The sequence below is a fragment of the Marinobacter xiaoshiensis genome (assembly GCF_031631795.1).
GTDB classification, from domain to species: Bacteria; Pseudomonadota; Gammaproteobacteria; order Pseudomonadales; family Oleiphilaceae; genus Marinobacter; species Marinobacter xiaoshiensis.
Map to the genome: position 1 here is coordinate 504,022 of NZ_JAVMBO010000003.1, position 18,424 is coordinate 522,445.

The window sequence follows — 18,424 nt, forward strand, 5'->3', positions numbered from 1 at the left end:
AGCCTCGCGGTTCAGGGATTAGGATGGCCGACGGAGCGCCGATCATCGTAGGGAGGCTCAATAGCCCTGGGAAAACGGAACAGGTAGGTGGTGCAACGTGTGGCGCGGGATACCAGCGCGACCATCACAAACACCAGCCCCAGAGGCAGCATGCTTTTGAATATAAAGCGATAAGGCAGCCCGCTGGGTGCCTGCGAGTGCTCCATGTATGTCCATGCGATCCAGGCGTAGGGCACCAGAGCACTGATCATCAGCGCAATGATGGGCAGCGCCAGCAGCACAATTCCCAAAAGCTCGATAATGGCTTGGGCTTTGGGACTGAATTTCTCTTTCAGCACATCCACACGAACGTGGTCGTCCCGCACAACGGCATAGCCCAGTGTGAGCATGGTGGCCGTTCCGAACAGGTGCCAGGACAGCTCTTCAAGGGCAATGGAGCCCTGAGACAAGACATAGCGGGAGAATACGTTGATCAGAATTACGATCAGCACGGCAATCCACAACCAGGAGGCGAAGCGGCCAACAGCCACAACCAACCGGTCAAGGTGCCAGGACATCGTATTGATTGGCAGCGAATCTGTGCCGGATGCCTGGGCGTGCTTATCTCCTGAGATATTGGTATCAGTCACAAAAACCTCGGATTTTTCGGATGCAGGGCAGGATGCGGGTAACGGCCAGCCGTTACCCGCGATATATCATCCGTTGATCAGTCGTACTTGTAGAAATCCCGTGGCAGGTAGCCATTGGAGTGCCAAATGGAGTGATGCTTCATGAAATCACGCTGGCTGGTCAGCACGCGATTAAACATTTCATCTTTGGCAGCAATTTCATCCAGCACCTCATTCGTGACCTTTTGCAGTTCACGCAGTACAGGTTCTGGCAACGTCTGAGCGTTTACGCCTTCCTTCTCGTAATCACGCAGTGCGGTTGGCTGGGCCCACTCGCTTTGAGCAAAGCCTTTAAGCGTGGCAGATTCGCAACCCATTTCGATGAGCGCGCGGCTCTGTGGCTCCAGCTTCTCCCAAACATCTTTGTTCACCAACAAGTGGGAGGTGGTCAGAGTTTGGTGCCAACCGGGCATGATGTAGTTCTTGATGATTTGATCCAGGCCCAGCATCTTGTCGATGGCCGGCTGAGAGAACTCAGTGGCATCAATCGTCTTACGCTCCAGCGCCTGATAGATTTCGCCGCCCGGAACCATGGTTACGGAAGCCCCGAGCTTCTCCAGAACCTTGCCACCAATGCCGGCAAAGCGGATTTTCAGGCCATCAAAATCTTCCACGCCTTTGATTGGATTGGCGAACCAGCCTGCGCCTTCAGGGCCGATGATGCTGCATAGCATGGGATGGATGTTGCGCTTGGCATAAATTTCTTCCAGCAACGCACGGCCGTCGCCCTCGTAATACCAGGCCAGATAAGCGGGCGGTTCCATGTTGAAAGGTGCACCGGAATACAGCGGTAAGGCGGGGATAGTGCCTTGGTCGTATCCAACCCAGGTATAGCCTGCGGGGTATTTACCACCGCCTACAGCATCCATGATCTCAAAGGGTGGAACCAACTCATTTGGCTCGTAGTAACGCAGCTGAATATCGCCACCGGATATGGCTTTGAGGTTTTCTGAAAGGTGTTTGACGGGCGTTGTCAGCCCAATAAGATGTGAGGGGAATGCCAGGGGCACTTGCCAACGAATTTTCTCCGCCGCCAAAGCGTTGCTGCTTACCATAGCGCCTGTCATAAGCGCTGCCGCCGTAACACCCAGGGTCAAACCCGAAAGCTTTTGCTTGATCGACATATAACTGATCCTTCTTGTTGTTGTATCTGGCGTCAGCCATTGTTTTCTGTGTTGTTCTGACGTCCTGAATGGCAGACTGAGCAGAGACTGTGCCAATCAGATTTTTCTCATTATTATCAACAACATAAAAAACACCGATGCACAAGAGGCAGTATATTCGTCCGGGAACCTGGACACTATTGAACCAGAGTCGTATAAAACTGTCCTGAACTCAGGACGAATGTCCGGAAATCAGGACATTCTGGCGAGTTTTTCGTAAAGCACTGAGCGGGAGATACCCAGTAGCTTGGCGGCCTTGGTGCGGTTACCCCGGGTTGCAACCAGTGCATCTTCAATCGCTTGCGCCTCTGCCTTGGCCAATATATCGGCCAGCAGCTTGACAGGTCGGGGGGCTGCCCGGGCGATACTGCCCTCGCTGCTAAGGGGCAGAACCTTGAAAATGGCATCTGCATCCAGCACGCCACCTTCTTCGCTCATGGTCAGGGCTCGCTCTAGCACATTGCGCAGTTCTCGAATGTTTCCTGGCCAGTTATAACTGGCCAAAGCAGCAACGCCGGCATCGGCAATCTCGGCCCGCATATCCAGGCCTTCACTGACCTCCCACAACAGGGTTTCACACAGCAGCCCAAGATCCGCCAAACGATCCCGCAGCGGGGGTATGGGGATTTCCAGTACGTTCAGCCGGTAGTACAAATCCGACCGAAAGCTGCCATCGGCAATCATGGCTTCGAGGTTGCGGCTGGTGGCTGCAATGACCCGGACATCGACCGGGATAACCTTGTTGGAGCCCAGGGGCTCAACCTCCCCCTCCTGGAGGACTCGCAGAAGTTTTGCCTGCAGTGGCAAGGGCATATCGCCCACTTCATCCAGAAACAGGGTGCCACCATTGGCTAGCTGGAACTTGCCTTCACGCATCTTCCGGTCAGCGCCGGTATAGGCGCCTGGAGCGACGCCGAAGAACTCGGCCTCCAGCAGGTTCTCCGGGATAGCCGCCACATTCACACCCACAAAAGCTTTGTCTGAACGTCTGGAAACTGAATGTATGGCTTGAGCCAACACTTCTTTACCGGTTCCGGTTTCACCCAGCAGAAGCACGGCCATTTCGCGCCCCGCTGCCAGCCGCGCGCGGCGCTTTACTTCAAGTGCGCCCGGGCTTGCACCAACAAAATCCCCAAGACTGTACCGGGTACTCCGGGCTTTTTTAGCCAATGCCTTACGTGCAGCCGCAAGATCCTTATGCAGGCTTCGGTACTTGCTCACCAGTGGCGTTAAGGGCTGCAGATCGTCATAGAGTACGAAGGCGACCGCACCTTCTATCTCGCCCGCTTCGTCGTAATAGGGAAGCCGGGTAACCACCAACTGTTGCTGCTGGTACTCCATGATATCCAGCAGCAGGGGCTTTCCGGTTTCAACGACTTCAGGCATGCGGGTTTCAGGAATAACCTGACGCACTGGCCGGCCAATGGCGGCGGCCTGGTCTTTAAGGCCGAGAAGCTGTGAATAACTGCTGTTTATCCAGGTAATCCGGGACTCGCGATCTACAGCGATAGCGCCCGCGCTGGCTTCCTCAAACATAGGGAAAAGCGCTTCAATAAGCTCTCGGGTTAGCCCGTTTTTATTATTGCTTCCGAACAACTGTGCCATGTAGCGCTTACCGCCGGAGTCAGAATTATTCATAGTAAAAGCCTTGGCACCCAGCCGCGCGAGGTGCTGCATCAGAAGTATATGGCCCTGCCTGCAAGGCGAGCAAACGAAGGGCGCGCGTACTAGCTGCTATGCGCATCTCGTGCCATATCCATATCTATCTGATCTTTTGAGCTTTCTTGTTTTTAGCCTTCCAAGCCTTCACTTTAACTGTCCGGACTTCCGGACACCATAAAAACAAGGCATAGAGAATTGTTGAAAAGCTATCCTATGCGGATAAACGGCAGCAGGCTGAGAGCGCCAATGGTGAGAATTGCCAGGAGGGCAGCCAGAGTGCGTACAGGCTTTTTACGGAGCATATACCAGACACCGCCACCCTCGCCCTGCGAGCGCCATTGTTCATAGGCTTCTCGTTGGCTGTGCAAACGCTGGTTCTGGTATTCCTGCAGCAGAGTTTTGGCTCTTTGCGCTTCTTCTGGGTCGTGCACCCAGAAACCACCCATGCTAATGCCCCAACGGCTTGGCGGGGTTTCGTAATAACGCACATCGTGGGCTTCAAACAACGCCCGGATTTCCTCGGCTTCATCGTCGGGTACGTGGCGCAAATTCATCAAATGATGGGGCATGACGACTCGTTATCTGGTATCGGACGGGGTAATGCCGATATCCTAACACCATAGACTCAAAGACCGAATTTATCACCGGAACCCTTCATGACTGATTCTTCCCTCCGCTTGCTGCTGGATTTTGATGCCTGCGCCCAAAGAGACAAAGGCCAGGCTCCGGCATTTCTGCACCGGCGGGATCGCAAGTTTGCACTCACTTGCGAGCAGCAAAACGTAAAGCCCACCCCGAAACGCTGGCTGGCTCATATCAACCATCTGAGTGGCCCGGGTGCCGGAACGCCCCCTTCGGCGACTACCCTGCGCTTCTGGCAGCGAATCAACTCTGGTTTCATGGTTGCAGGCACCCTGTTTGGTTTACTCACCATGCTTGGCTTGCTGTTCTACGATGGGGGCCAGCGTATCAACGTGACGGTTATCGTCGCGTTTGTCGCCTTTCAGCTATTGCTGGCAGTGCTGACCACCGTTCAGTCTCTGGCTGGCTGGCAACCCTGGCGGGCGCTGCTCCGGCGCTTTCGCAATCATCCGGAATCACCGGTTTTCACAAAGCTTCAGCCAGTACTCATGGCACGGGCCGCACAGTTGGGCGGCGTGTGTTTTTCCCTGGCTGGTCTGGCGACCCTGCTTGTTATGGTGGTGCTGCAAGACCTGGCGTTTGGCTGGAGCACCACGCTTGAAACCAATGCCAGCCGCTATCACAGCCTGATTGCTGCGATTGCGACGCCTTGGGCCTGGATTTGGCCAGCCGCTGCGCCGGATTTAGCGCTGGTGGAAGCCACACGATTCTTCCGTGCCAGTGCCGGAGCGGCCGGCATGGAGCCGGCACGTTGGGGCCAATGGTGGCCTTTTATAGCCATGCTCTGGACAACCTGGGCGCTTTTGCCACGGCTTATTCTAGCCTTGTTGGCAGGTGTGCTGATCCGGCGCAAAGCCCGGCAACTGCTTGCCAGCCACCCGGCCATGCAGGCACTGCTGTATCGAATGGAAACTCCGGCTCTGGATACCGGCAACCAATACAATGATGCTTCAGACTTACCGGATACCGACACCCAACTCAAACTGCAACCCTTGCCAGACGCAGCCATTGTGCTGTGTTGGGCTGGAGCAGGCGACCCGGAGCTGCCGGATGCTCTTGCCAGCGGCAAAAGCCTGATTGCCAAAGCAGGCGGCAGGCTTTCGCTCGAAAACGACCGGCAAACACTGAAAAAAATAGCCGAGCAACTGGCCGAGCAGGCTGGTCGCACGGTTATTGTGGTAACCCGCAGCTGGGAGCCTCCCACTGGGGAATTGGAAGACTTCCTCGCCAATGCCCGCGAGCACTGGCCCAAAGGCACCCGGGTTGCACTGGTGCCACTTGCCACCCGCATAGACCGGGAGCCAGATGATCATCAGGTTCAGCAGTGGCTTCGTTTTGCCAAGCGAATCGGGCTGGAGTTTGTAACGGTAAGCCTGGTACCCATTTATGGAACCCTTGCCGATGTCAACGGGGGATACATGGAATGAACAGCGCACCCACATTTGCCGTTGTCGGCCATCCTAACAAGGGAAAGTCCAGCGTCGTGGCAACCCTGTCCCAGAACGACGGAATTGCCATTGCGCTGGAGCCGGGCACCACACGCAAGCGCCAGTCATACCCGCTGAGAGTGGACGGCAAGGTTCTCTACACACTGGTGGACACTCCGGGCTTTCAACGCCCCCGGCGAGTGCTGGAATGGCTTGAAGCCCACAGTGTATCTGCCTCAGACCACAGCGAGACGGTTCGAGCATTTGTTCTGCAACATCAGGGCGACAGCCGCTTCACTGACGAGTGTGAATTGCTGACACCGCTGATTGAAGGTGCGGGAATCATCTATGTGGTGGACGGCTCCGCCCCATACAGCGCCGAGCACGAGGCCGAGATGACCATACTGCGCTGGACCGGCCAGCCCAGCCTGGCGCTGATCAACAGCATCGGGCCCGACGATTACAGCGACACCTGGCACTCCGCGCTTGGCCAGTTCTTTCAGGTTGTACGCAAATTCGATGCAGTTCGCGCCCCGTTCGAGCAACATCTCAGCCTTTTGCGCGCCTTCGGGCAGCTTGAACCAGACTGGGAAAAACCTCTGGATCAGGCAACGCATCACTTATCGGCTCAGCGCGAACAGCGTCGACACCAGGCAGCCGGCATCATTGCCAAGGCATTGCATGACATGATGTCGTTTCAGGAAAAGCGCACCCTGACACTGGATCAGGTCGCAGGCACCAGCGACAGCACCCTGGCGGATCAGCTCCGGCAGCGCTGGTACCAACACCAGCGCCAACGGGAACAGTCGCTGCGGGTTCAAATAGAACACCTGTATCAGCATCAGAGCATCCGGCGACAGGAAGCCGAGCTGGAATGGCACAGTGATCACGACTTGTTCTCGGAAGACAGCCGGAAGCACTGGGCTGTTAGCAGGCGCTACCTGGCCACAGCCGGTTTTGGTGCAGGCGCGGTCAGTGGCGCCGGGCTGGATGCCCTGACCCTGGGTTCATCCCTGGGCACTGGAGCTTTGGTGGGTGGACTGATCGGTGCAGCCGGTAGTTATTTATACGGAGGCAAACTCTCCCTGCCGGTGCTCAATATTGGCTTGCTGCAAGACGGCTTGAAAACAGCCACTTTCGGACCCGTTCAGGATAGCCAGTTCGGGTATGTGGTGCTCGGGCGAGCGGTGGATCACTGGTGGCACATCAGCCACCGCAACCACGCGGGCAGGGACCTGCTCGATCTGCAGCCGGCAGATCATCACTGGCTCGAGCGCCTCGATAAAAAGAGCCGCCAAACCATCCAGAGGACCCTGGATAAATGCCGAAAGCAGCAGCCCCTGGATGGCGCTCAGCAGCAAAAATTTAACGCCGCTATAGAGCAATGCATGGCAGTTTATGACGACTGGCGGTTGAACCGGACCTGAAATGAGTGTTTATACTGTATGGCTATTCCATCAAGCAACGAGGAATGCTCATGAAGATTGTACGAATTCAGGACATCATCGGTACCGAACGTGAAGTGCACGGCCCAGGCTGGACCAGCCGTCGTATGTTGTTGAAAAAAGACGGCATGGGCTTCTCTTTCCACGAGACGATCATCCCTGCCGGTGCTGAGCTGAACCTGTGGTACAAGCACCACCTGGAAGCGGTTTACTGCGTAGCCGGCAATGGAAGCATTACCGACAAAGCCACCGGTGAAACCCACCAGATCTCCGACGGCACGCTGTACGCCCTCGACAAGCACGATCAGCACACCCTTCGTGGAGGCACTGAAGACATGCGCCTGATCTGTGCATTCAACCCGCCAGTTACTGGTCAGGAAGTACACGACGAAGACGGCGCCTACCTGCCGGATACCAGCGAAGACTGATCTTTCTTGTCTGTAGCTGAACACCCTGTGCCATCCACACCGTCATCGACAGCAAACCTGCTGCCGGTGGCGATATTACTTTGGCTGGCCGGGGTCTATTTGCGTATCCCCATACTGGTTGCGCCACCGCTGGCCCCGTTTATCGGTGATGAGCTGGCACTGTCTCAGACCCTCACCGGTGCCCTGACTACACTACCCATTCTGATGCTGGCCATAGGCTCCATGCCTGGCTCTCTATCCATTTCCCGCATTGGCCCACGCAACACACTGGCACTGGCCATGCTCATTATGGTCATCGGATCCGCGGGCCGCGGGCTGGCACCCGACACCATCACCTTGATGCTCACCAGCGCCGTTATGGGTGTAGGCATTGCCATGATGCAACCCGCACTACCGGCACTGCTGCCACGCTGGCTGGAACCCAAAAACCTGGCGCTCGGCTCGGCCATTTACATGAACGGCATGCTGATGGGCGAATTCATCGGCGCAGGAATCACCCTGCCGGTCATCATGCCGCTACTGGACAACAGCTGGCGCGCAACCATGCTGGTATGGTCATTACCCGCACTGCTGGTTGCCGCAGGCCTGTTCCTGCCCAAGCGCGATCTGGCAAGACCCACCCGCAAAGTCGCATGGCTACCAGACTGGAAAAACCCGCTCACGCTTAAACTGGGCTTACTACTCGGCGTATCCGGCTCGCTGTTTTTTGGCGTAAACGCTTACCTGGCGGCATTACTGGAACAAAGGGGAGAATTCGAAAACCTCACCGAAGCATTATTCTGGTACAACTTCGCTCAGGTGGTGGCTTCTCTGTTGATGCTGAAAATGGCCCGCTACTGGGTAGGAAGAAAAGCCCCACTGCTCATCATGCTGATACTCAGCCTGCTGGGAACAATCGGCTTGTTGGTGTTTACAGGATGGTGGGCAATCGCCAGCGCAACGTTCATGAGCTTCACGGCGGGCATATTGCTGATCATGATGGTGGCGTTACCGCCGCTTCTGGTACCCGCCAACGAAACCGGCAGACTGTCCGCCGGCAACTTTCTTGTCGGCTACACAGTAGCTTTCGCGGTACCTATGCTGGGCGGCGTACTTTCTGATTGGACCGGCGACATACGACACGCCATAGCAGTAATGATTGCCTACGGAGTTCTGGTTTCTCCATTGGCAATCAAACTAAACCTGGAGCGACAGTAAAGCTCAGCCTGCTAGCGTTGGTGCAGGGCCTGGGCGCGGGGTGTCTTTTCCGCCGGGAAAAACAACTCGCTGCGCTCAGACATCTTTTTCCCGGCGGAAAAGACACCCCACACCCTGGCCTTCTGACTTTGGTTAGATGTAGTAATCCTTTAATGGGGGGAACCCATTAAACTCCACGGCACTGTAGGTTGTTGTATAGGCTCCAGTGGACAGCCAGTACATGCGATCGCCGATGGCCAGATTCAGTGGCAGCGGGTATTTGTGGTGCTCGTACATAATGTCCGCACTGTCACAGGTCGGGCCCGCAATAACACAGTCTTCGCCTTCACCTTTCTTATCCGTCCAGATTGGAAACTTGATCGCTTCATCCAGCGTCTCGATCAGACCATTAAACTTGCCCACATCCGTAAACACCCAACGGTGCAGCGCTGTACGGGATTTACGGGCGATCAAAACCACCTCGCTCACCAGAACACCGGCGTTGGAAATCAACGAACGACCGGGCTCGATAATGATTTCCGGGAGATCATCGCCAAAGTCTTCCTTCAGGAAGCGAGTAATTTCAGAGGCGTATACACCCAACTCGTTGGTCCGGTTGATGTAGTTAGCCGGAAAACCACCGCCCATATTGATCATTTTCAATTCGATGCCGTCTTCTTCTTTCAATCGCTCGAAAATGACCTTTACCTTGTTCAGTGCCGAGTCCCAGGCACCAATTTCACGCTGCTGGGAGCCCACGTGGAAGGACACACCGTAAGGCACCAGGCCAAGATCGCGGGCCAGAATCAGCAGGTCCATGGCCATGTCATTCTCACAGCCAAACTTCCGGGAAAGAGGCCAATCTGCTGTTTGCGTGCCATCGGTCAGAACACGCACGTAAATCTTCGAGCCAGGCGCCGCCTTGGCAATGTTACGCAAATCCGCCTCGGAGTCCGTGGCGAACATACGAACACCCTTCTCATAAAAAGTACGAATATCCCGCGCCTTCTTGATGGTATTGCCGTAGCTGATCCGATCACCGGTCACACCTAGGCTCATAACCTTTTCCAACTCATACACCGACGCGATATCAAAGCTCGCACCCTTGTCCCGCAGCATGGTCAGAACCTGCGGAGCCGGGTTGGCTTTCACTGCGTAATACACATTCGCGTAAGGAAAACCGTCTACCAACTCGTCGTACTGACGGTTGATGGTGGCGGTATCAATCACCACAAAAGGTGTTTCCTTGGTATCCGCAAACGCCTTGATCCGCTCAAAGGTCTCGGCAGTGTAATAATCGGCGATGTTAGCGTTGGCTGACTCGGTCATGGATGGTGGTCCCCCCAGGGGTAATAAAGCAATATTGAATAAGGGCACCAAACCCAAATTGGCCCCCTGCAATGGGCGCGATAATCAAGCTTTTCCCACCCCACAGATATGAGCACATCTACCCATAATTTGTACAGCGATCTGCTCTCAAGAATGGCCGTCAGGCCGAGCAGCCGGGGCCCAAATAAAGAGGCCTTAGCGAACACCTATTCAACCGTCTATAATTCACAAAACTCAGACGACTACAGGCCCCCAATGCCGAAACTCATTGCAGCTGCATTCCTGGCCCTGCTATTCCTGGCAGGCTGCGCCGAAAACACCACGCCGCCCACATTCAAACAAGCATTGCCCACTGCAACTCACCAACCCGTGAGTTTCAACGAAGACGTGCGCCCCATTGTGGAAGCCAAGTGCCTGGCTTGCCATAGCTGCTTTGACGCCCCATGCCAGCTCAAAATGGAATACTCCGACGGCCTGATTCGCGGTGCCCACAAAGATCCTGTTTACGACGGCGCCCGCTTTAACACCCAACAAACCACCCGCCTGGGCATTGACGCCCAAACCGAACAACAGTGGCGAGAGATGGGCTTTTACTCCGTGCTGGCCCGAGGTGACCAAACCCGCAGTCTGTTCGAGAACATGATTCGCCTTGGCAAACAGTATGAGTTTGCACCCAACAGCAAATTGCCCGAAAACATAGAATTGGGGCTGTCCCGTGCTAACCAATGTGTCAGCAACGAAGATTTCTCAGATTACGCCAGCGACCATCCCTATGAAGGCATGCCACTGGCCGTAACCGGCCTCACCGACGACGAATACGCCACGCTCACCGGCTGGATTAATCAGGGTGGCGCTATCAGCCCGCTGGTTGCCAAGTTAAATGACGCCGATCTGAACCACATTAACCGCTGGGAAGCCTGGCTGAATGATCGTAGCCCCCGCCAGCAATTGATCAGCCGCTGGATTTACGAACATCTTTATCTGGCGCACCTGTACTTTGAGGATGAGGGGGCCGATACCCGCTTCTTTGAAATCGTGCGTTCCTACACGGTGCCGGGCACCCCTATCGACATGATCGCAACCCGGCGCCCCAACGACGACCCCGAAGGCCCGGTGTATTACCGCCTGCGCCCGGTTGCCGGCAGCATTGTGCACAAGCGCCACATCACCTTCCCGTTCGGGGAAAAGCCTTTTGAGCGCACCCGGGAGCTGTTTGAAGCCGGCGATTGGCAGGTAGACACCCTGCCGGATTACAGCCGTGATAGCCGCGCCAACCCGTTTGTAACCTTTGCAGACATACCGGCAAGAGCCCGCTACCAGTTCATGCTGGATAACGCAGAGTACTTCACACGCACCTTCATTCGCGGGCCGGTATGCCGTGGCCAGATTGCCACCGACGTAATCCGGGATCACTTTTGGGTTAGCTACCACGATCCGGAAGACGATCTTTACATAACCGATGCCGAGTATCGCGACAAGGTAAGCCCCTTACTGGCATTGCCTGGTCAGGACAGCGCACTGCTGGATCTGGGGGAAAACTGGATTACCTATCAAGGCAAGCGTAACCGCTACCATGAACTGCGAAACCAGGCCTACAGAGAGGCTTACCCGAAAGGTGCCTCCCTCGACCATATCTGGGATGGCGACGGCAAGAATACCAACGCCCTGTTAACGGTATTCCGCCACCACAATAATGCCTCAGTACAGCGCGGGCTCATCGGCCAGGTGCCGCTAACCAGTTGGTGGATGGATTACCCGCTGTTTGAACGCACTTATTACGAGCTGGTGGTTAATTTCGACGTGTTTGGCAATGTGGCCCATCAGGTTCAAACGCGACTCTACTTTGACCTGATCCGGAATGGCGGTGAACAGGATTACCTCCGGTTGATACCGCCAGGGGAGCGCAATCGGGTTTTGCGCAATTGGTATCAGGATTCAGGTTCGCTAAAACTGGATTACAGCTACGCCAGCATGGACGATACGGTCCCCTCACAGGTGCCCTATGCCACTTCAGCTTTTAATGAAGAGCTGGGCGCTCGCATGCTGTTGAAATTCCACAAACTGAATGCTGAACGGGATGACCCTATCAACCGCTGTGGCGGCAGTGACTGTGGCCGCAAAGATGAACCAGAGTGGATTCGGGAAGCCGATCAGGTACTGTCTGAGTTAGCTGCTACCCGGGCTGAATTCCTCCCGGCAATCAACTACCTGCCAGACGTTACCTTCTTGCGGGTTCACAATGGGGAAGGGCAGCGCACGGTTTACACGGTTATCCGCGACCGCGCCCACAGCAATGTCGCCTTCCTGCTGGGAGAGGATTCACGTTACCAGCCGGAGAACGACAAGCTGACCATCTACCCGGGAATCATCGGCAGCTACCCCAACTTCATCTTCGACATTCCCGCCGCACAGCTCGGCTTGTTCAAAGACCGGATGAAGGCCCTGAAGGCAGAGGAACCAAAAGCGTTTGAATCTCTGGTGAGCGTATGGGGCGTACGCCGCACCCACCGACAATTCTGGGAAATTCTTCACGACATTACCGCCTGGCACCGTGAGCACCAGCCCCTGCAGGCAGGAATTTTCGACATTAACCGTTACGAAAACCTGTAACCCTTTAACTGTCTAACTCTCTAACCCAGGGCTCAAACCGCCACAGGGTGGAATGGCTCGGGGGTGTTGGATCCACCAGGGTCCCGGGGCTCACTCTGCTGTTGCAGGTATTCCAGAATAGCGTCTTTCAGATCGCTGCCCTGGCCCAACCCCTGATTACCGAATAAGCGGTTGAATTCCAGCACAAAGGGATAGCCTTCAACCAAGGCAATATCGAAACCGGCGTGATCCACGCCAAGCTCTCGGGCAAGCCGCAGCGCCAAATCGGTCATCACCTCCGGCACCGGGCTGTTATCAATCTTGCCGCCCTTGGATACATTGTTGTAAAAGCCCTGATCCGCCTGGGTGCGCCAATAGGCTGTCACAACCTTATCGCCCACCACCACAATGCGCGCATCGCGATCCAGCGGCAGGTATTCCTGAGCGTACAGGACCTCGGTGCGATCGCAGTATTTATGCCAATCGTCACGGGTTTCAATCAGCCACACACCTTCGCCCATGCTGGCTTTGGGCAGCTTTGCCACAAACGGCAGCGCCATCACACTCCAGATGTGCTCGCGCTCCTCCGGGCCGTTAGCCTCAATGATTGTCCAGGGAATGTGCTCTGGCGCAACCGCCTCAAACGCCCGGGTCATTTCCACTTTGTCGTGGCCAATGTGGTAGCTCGCCACACTGGGGAACACACGACATTTCAAGCCATGTACCAACGCATTGAGCTGCCAGTATTCGGGGAATAGCACCCAGTCTGCATTGCGCAGCAATTCTTTATGGCGCAGGTAATTCTCCGGTTTCAATACCGTCGTATCCGGAAAGCCAAGTGTGCGGAAAATATTAAATGATACGAAATTCATGGGCGGGATCGCGCTGAGTGAAGTGCGCAATTTTTAAGCAGTTTCACCTTGGGCGCAAGTATTTTTTTGTGGGCCAAATTGACGGTGGTCATCGTTTTCAGTAACGCAACTGATAATAATTCGCATTACATTATGCGTTAACTTACCACGGAGCTTTACCATGACAATCGTTCGCCAGTTTACCGCCGTAGCTGCCTCCCTGCTGATCGCCGTGCCCGCATTTGCCGGCGACAGCAGCCACTTCAAAGGCCAGCCAGCAAACACCCTTGAGCAGGCCGTTGCCAATTTTTCCGAGTACAACACCAAGCTGGAGAAAGTGCTGGCCGGTGAACTCACCCCGGAAGCCATGAACGAAGTACACCAACTCACCTACACTCTTGAAAATGCCCTGCAAAAGCTGGATGACGAGATTGATGCACTTGAGGATACTCTGGAGAAAGTCCACAAGGCCTCCGAGCATGCAGACCCGGATACCGTGCGCACCGCCGGCGAACAGTACCTCAGCAACAGCCGGAAAATGATCAAGTAGTTATTGGCGGGGCTTTCGTTTAACGCCCTGCTGGGCAACAGCGGTTAGCGGGTCTTCTGGCCAGGGATGTTTGGGGTAGCGGCCACGGGTGTCTTTGCGCACCTGGGGGTAAACGTTAACCCAAAAGCTGGCCAGATCGGCCGTAACCGCCAGCGGCCTCTGGGCCGGGGAAAGCAGGTGAATCAGCACAGGCACTTTGCCGCCCGCAACCGCAGGTGTCGTTAACCAGCCAAACAGGGCCTGCAACTTGGCCGCCAATACCGGGCCATTCTCTGCGGTGTAATCCAGGGTTACGGAGCTGCCGGTGGGAATGGTCAGGCTGGTTGGGGCCAACTCCCCCAGCTGCTGCTGTTGCGGGTAGTCCAGCACACTGCTCAGGGCATTCTGCAGGTTCAGTTTGGCCAGATCAGACCAGCGGCTGATGCCGCTCAGGAAGGGCCCAAGCCATTCTTCCAGAGATTCTGTCAGGGCTTGATCACTGACATCCGGCCACTGCCCGGGAAAGTGCCTGGCCAGCATAGCAACTCGCGCCTGCCACTGCCGGGCAGCGGGCGTCCAGGGCAGGTTATCCAGGCCTCTGCGCCGAACGGCGGCGAGTATGCCCTGCTGAATCAGTTCCGGTGAGGGTTTTGCCAGCGGTTTTTCGGCAAGGAGCAGTGCCCCCAGCCTGCGTGTTTTGCGGGCGATCACTGTGCCGCGTTTATCATCCCATTCCGCTTCATCCTGCTCTCGAATATGAGCCGCGAGATCGGCTTCCAGCGTTGCAAGGTCCACTGGCGCTGCCAGATAAATCCTTGCTTCTCTGGCCTTACCGTCCAGATCTGCCGCCACCAGCCATTCATGCCGGGCCAGCCCATCGTCGTCTCGCAGTAGTGCGCCTTTGCCGTTGCTGAGCTGGTAGCGTGGTGTATCTCCGGGGCGGCGTTTGCCGATGCGATCCGGGTAAGCGAGCGCCAATAAACGCCCCACTTCCGTGGCCGTTGGCATGAGTTCTTGTTCGTTCTTTTCATTATCGCCAGACGCTGACAAACGCCTGGCCTGCTGGCGCAGTGCCTGAAGACGGTGCGGGTCTATACGTTGAGAACCTCGCTCTCCGCGAAGGGCGCGGATGCGTTCATGCATGTCAGCACCGGCACCCGGGCCCAGCAAGTCCCTGTCTTCCAGCAACGCGGCCAGCTCCGCCGCCAGCCTGCCCAGCCCAAGCGATCGCCCGAGTAAGACCATGTGCGCCAATCTGGGGTGAATGCCCAACCCCCGCGCTGATTTTCCGTGATCGGTGATTGCGCCGTCATCATCCAGCATGTCCAGCCACTGCAGAAGTTCCACACCCTGCTGCCAATGGGCGGGTGGGGGCGGGTCGATCCACACCAGGTTATCCGGCGTTCGGGCGCCCCACTGGGCCAGTTCGAGCACCAGTGGCGCCAGATCGGCCTCACGAATTTCTGGTGGCGTAAAGTCTGCCAGCCCGAACTGTTCCGACTCACTCCATAACCGGTAACACACACCCGGCTCTACCCGGCCTGCGCGACCTTTCCGTTGCTCTGCGGAAGCTTTGGAAGCCCGGCCAGTAATCAGCCGTGTCATGCCACTATTTGGGTCAAACACAGCTCGGCGTTGCTGGCCGCTGTCCACCACCACCCGCACGCCTTCAATGGTCAGACTAGTTTCTGCGATAGCGGTTGCCAGCACGACTTTGCGAGTGCCCTCTGCAGCCGGCGCAACGGCCTGATCCTGCTCTGCCGCTTTCAGGTTGCCGAACAGAGGCGCGATGACAACGTTCGAGGCTACCTGCCCGGCCAACGCTTGAGCCACCCGGAGAATCTCTCCTGCACCCGGCAGGAACACCAGCACCGAGCCGGGTTGCTGCGCCAGAGCTTCGGATACAACTGCAACGACCTGATCGACCAGCCTTGGGTAGCGCTGCGTGGTGGGCGCCGGGCGATAGAACACCTCCACAGGAAAGGCTCGCCCTTCGCTGCTTAATACGGGTACATCTCCGAGCAGGCGGGCAATGGGGGCTGTGTCCAGTGTGGCGGACATCACCAGTACTCGCAGATCTTCCCTCAGTGCTTCTTGTGTCTCGCGCACCAGTGCCAGCCCGAGGTCGGCCTGCAGAGAGCGTTCGTGGAATTCATCGAAGAGCACAGCGGCGTAGTCTTCCAGCATGGGGTCGCTCTGGATCAGCCGGGTGAGTATGCCTTCGGTCACAACTTCTATGCGTGTCAGGCCAGATATTTTGGTGTCCAGGCGCGTGCGGTAACCAATAGTTTGCCCGGGCTGCTCACCCAGCCGCGATGCCATGAATCTGGCCGCGGAACGAGCTGCCAAACGCCGGGGTTCAAGCATCAGGATTTTACGGCCTTGCAGCCAAGGTTCAGCCAGCAGTGCCAAGGGTACCCGCGTAGTTTTACCTGCGCCCGGGGGTGCCTGCAGCAGGGCCGTGGTGGCTTGCTGCAGGGTGTGTTTCAGCTCTGGGAGGATGTGGTCTATTGGGAGCACGGCTATCAATCGTGCGGAATTGTTCTTGCGTGCCAAGCTTCAGGCCTTGGAACAAAAAACACAAAAAGTAATCCGAAAACCAGCGCCCCGACACCTATACCGAAAGCGGATACCAGAGTGCCGCCGGCGTCGAGCCACTGTTTGGTTAGCCAAGGACCAGCCATTTGGGTGAACCCGTAGAGGGCGACCATGGCTGCAGACAACCGGGGCCCTTGATGTGGATGCAGGGCACGCCCAAGCCGCTGGGTGAGCAGCACCGTTCCCAGAAACGTGCTTCCTACCAGTGCTGCACATAACAACAGGCCTAGGGCGCCGGGCACGATAACGGCTGCCAGCACACCCGCAAGCTGAATCAGGAAATTCAGCTTCAACGCAGGTATATCGCCCATTTTCGTGCCCAGCTTATTCCACACCCAGGCGGCAGGAATTGTGCACAAGGCTACGATTAGCCAGGCCCCATCAAGCAGCCAGTGTTCGGCGTCGAGCTCGAGCTTTGCCAGCAGTGGCAGAAAGGTCATGGGAAGGATGTAACCCAGACCTGCGCCCGCGTACGACAGAAACAGAGGAATGCTGGCGCGATCGATTAACGGGGTTTTGGCTTTCACTTTGCCATCATTGCCAGGCACCTGATCTGGCACGTCGAGCTTTATCAAGCGGCGAGCGCCCCAAATGGCCAAAGGAATGGATGCCAGAGCCACTGGCCACCAGCGTGCAGCACCTTCCAGCCAATCTGCAGTGCCGGTAACGAGTCCACTGGAGAGTAGCAAGCCCAGCCCCACCCCAACGTAGACCAACCCACTCATGCTCGAACGGTTGCGCAGCACCAACCATTCCAGAATCAATGCAGGTGCCTGCACGAAAACAACTCCGTTAGCGACACCATTCAACCAGCGGGCGGTGGAGATGGCTGTCAGGTTGTCCGTTTGGGTAACGAAGATCGTGGTTATAACGTGAACGACGAGAAACGCGGGCAGCAAAATGCGGATATGGCTAACCCTATGCCAGCGAATCGCCAGCATGGCACCCATCAGATAGCCTAAATAGTTCCAGGTGGCGATTGCTGCGCCTTCCGGCGCGGTGAGCTGGCCGTCGTCGATCAGGTAGGGCAACAGCGGGGTGTAAACAAAGCGGCCCAGTGTGTGCACAACCATAAGCACAATGGCACCCGCAGCCAGAACGCTAAAGAGTTCTTTCAGAGTTGTGGTGTTCTGCTTGTACATACTGTCGGTTCCGGCGAATGCATTTTCAGCCGAGCAGTCTATGCGAGTCGCAGAGCTATGTCAGTCGGACCTTAGCAGAACAGGCTGCTTATCCGCCTCAGGTACGCGGGTTCTCCCTGTTGGCTTTTGCCCACAGGTAAATGCGTTCGAACGCTTCCGCCAGATGTTCCGGGTTGTGGGGTGGCTGAATCAGTGCCGCCAATTGGCCATCCGGATTTATCAGCGCAAAATGCCCGCTGTGATCTACAAGCAGTTCACCGTCGACGTCTCGGTGTACAAACACGGCACTCAGGCTTTGCGCCAGTGCTCGCAATGTTTCCAGATCCCCGGTCAACCCGTGGAAATTCTCGCCGAAAAATCCAGTATAGGCTTTCAGCTTTTCAGGCGTGTCGTGTTCCGGGTCGGCTGTGACCAGTAGGTAATCCGGCTGGGGCAAGTCTTTCGAAAGTAGCTTGTCGGTGCGTCGCAGGTTCGCCATGGCCGCCGGGCAGATATCCGGGCAGTTGGTGTAGCCAACAAAAGCAAAGGTCCACTTACCCTGGAGACTCTCACGGGTGACGGTTTCGCCGTTTTCGTTCGTTAGCGTGAACTCGACAAGTGGCCGCGGTTGGTCATAAACATAGGTGTTCATTTCAGCCAGATCCGGAGCAGGCGTGGGCTCCCCGCTGTCCACCAGGAATACCTGCCGACCAATAACCAGGCCAAATACGAGTACCACCAACAACAGAAGTACAAACAGCGTGACCTTCAATGAACGATTCATTATTACTCCTAA

At 56.3% G+C, this 18,424-nt stretch carries 15 protein-coding genes; 6 read left to right on the top strand and 9 right to left on the bottom strand.

What is annotated here, in order from left to right:
* Positions 1-11 precede the first annotated feature (11 nt).
* The 4 genes from RKA07_RS02280 to RKA07_RS02295 form a co-directional block, all read right to left on the bottom strand.
* Positions 12-557 (bottom strand): TRAP transporter small permease subunit, encoded by a 546-nt coding sequence (locus RKA07_RS02280; RefSeq protein ID WP_227715169.1) that lies wholly within the window; start codon positions 555-557, stop codon positions 12-14.
* 149 nt (positions 558-706) lie between these two features.
* A complete protein-coding gene (locus RKA07_RS02285) occupies positions 707-1,792 on the bottom strand; it encodes a TRAP transporter substrate-binding protein (protein WP_200201536.1) in 1,086 nt (361 codons plus the stop codon).
* Between the two features lie 231 nt (positions 1,793-2,023).
* Positions 2,024-3,436: a sigma-54 interaction domain-containing protein gene (locus tag RKA07_RS02290; RefSeq protein ID WP_310965542.1), complete on the bottom strand. Its 1,413-nt coding sequence runs from the start codon at positions 3,434-3,436 to the stop codon at positions 2,024-2,026.
* 263 nt (positions 3,437-3,699) lie between these two features.
* Entirely contained in the window at positions 3,700-4,062 is a 363-nt protein-coding gene (locus RKA07_RS02295; protein ID WP_200201537.1) for a DUF6164 family protein, read from the bottom strand.
* A gap of 87 nt (positions 4,063-4,149) precedes the next feature.
* On the opposite strand from RKA07_RS02295, the gene RKA07_RS02300 reads away from it, so the two are divergent.
* The 4 genes from RKA07_RS02300 to RKA07_RS02315 are packed head-to-tail and all read left to right on the top strand — an operon-like array spanning position 4,150 to position 8,632.
* The gene (locus RKA07_RS02300) at positions 4,150-5,562 is read left to right on the top strand and encodes a DUF2868 domain-containing protein (RefSeq protein ID WP_310965442.1); all 1,413 of its coding nucleotides are present in this window, start codon (positions 4,150-4,152) and stop codon (positions 5,560-5,562) included.
* Complete coding sequence (locus RKA07_RS02305) at positions 5,559-6,989, top strand: GTPase/DUF3482 domain-containing protein (RefSeq protein WP_310965443.1); 1,431 nt, start codon at positions 5,559-5,561, stop codon at positions 6,987-6,989. The genes RKA07_RS02300 and RKA07_RS02305 overlap by 4 nt, the downstream gene beginning before the upstream one ends.
* A 50-nt stretch (positions 6,990-7,039) precedes the next feature.
* A complete protein-coding gene (locus RKA07_RS02310; RefSeq protein ID WP_200201540.1) occupies positions 7,040-7,435 on the top strand; it encodes an ectoine synthase in 396 nt (131 codons plus the stop codon).
* A gap of 6 nt (positions 7,436-7,441) precedes the next feature.
* Entirely contained in the window at positions 7,442-8,632 is a 1,191-nt protein-coding gene (locus RKA07_RS02315) for an MFS transporter (protein ID WP_310965444.1), read from the top strand.
* Positions 8,633-8,764: 132 nt separating this feature from the next.
* Here RKA07_RS02315 and RKA07_RS02320 read toward each other — a convergent pair whose 3' ends face one another.
* The gene (locus RKA07_RS02320; RefSeq protein ID WP_200370751.1) at positions 8,765-9,940 is read right to left on the bottom strand and encodes a type III PLP-dependent enzyme; all 1,176 of its coding nucleotides are present in this window, start codon (positions 9,938-9,940) and stop codon (positions 8,765-8,767) included.
* 255 nt (positions 9,941-10,195) lie between these two features.
* On the opposite strand from RKA07_RS02320, the gene RKA07_RS02325 reads away from it, so the two are divergent.
* The gene (locus RKA07_RS02325; protein ID WP_310965445.1) at positions 10,196-12,550 is read left to right on the top strand and encodes a fatty acid cis/trans isomerase; all 2,355 of its coding nucleotides are present in this window, start codon (positions 10,196-10,198) and stop codon (positions 12,548-12,550) included.
* Between the two features lie 32 nt (positions 12,551-12,582).
* Here RKA07_RS02325 and RKA07_RS02330 read toward each other — a convergent pair whose 3' ends face one another.
* Entirely contained in the window at positions 12,583-13,401 is an 819-nt protein-coding gene (locus RKA07_RS02330) for an ATP-grasp domain-containing protein (protein WP_200201543.1), read from the bottom strand.
* Between the two features lie 160 nt (positions 13,402-13,561).
* Between RKA07_RS02330 and RKA07_RS02335 the strand changes: the two genes are divergently transcribed.
* Complete coding sequence (locus tag RKA07_RS02335) at positions 13,562-13,930, top strand: DUF6746 family protein (protein ID WP_200201544.1); 369 nt, start codon at positions 13,562-13,564, stop codon at positions 13,928-13,930.
* On the opposite strand, the gene hrpB is transcribed toward RKA07_RS02335, so the two are convergent.
* From hrpB to RKA07_RS02350, 3 genes are all read right to left on the bottom strand, one after another.
* Entirely contained in the window at positions 13,931-16,429 is a 2,499-nt protein-coding gene (hrpB, locus tag RKA07_RS02340) for an ATP-dependent helicase HrpB (RefSeq protein WP_310965543.1), read from the bottom strand.
* Positions 16,430-16,434: 5 nt separating this feature from the next.
* The gene (locus RKA07_RS02345; RefSeq protein WP_200370755.1) at positions 16,435-17,649 is read right to left on the bottom strand and encodes a YbfB/YjiJ family MFS transporter; all 1,215 of its coding nucleotides are present in this window, start codon (positions 17,647-17,649) and stop codon (positions 16,435-16,437) included.
* A 97-nt stretch (positions 17,650-17,746) separates the two neighbouring features.
* Positions 17,747-18,412, bottom strand: a complete 666-nt coding sequence (locus RKA07_RS02350) for an SCO family protein (RefSeq protein ID WP_310965446.1) — start codon at positions 18,410-18,412, stop codon at positions 17,747-17,749.
* Positions 18,413-18,424 lie beyond the last annotated feature (12 nt).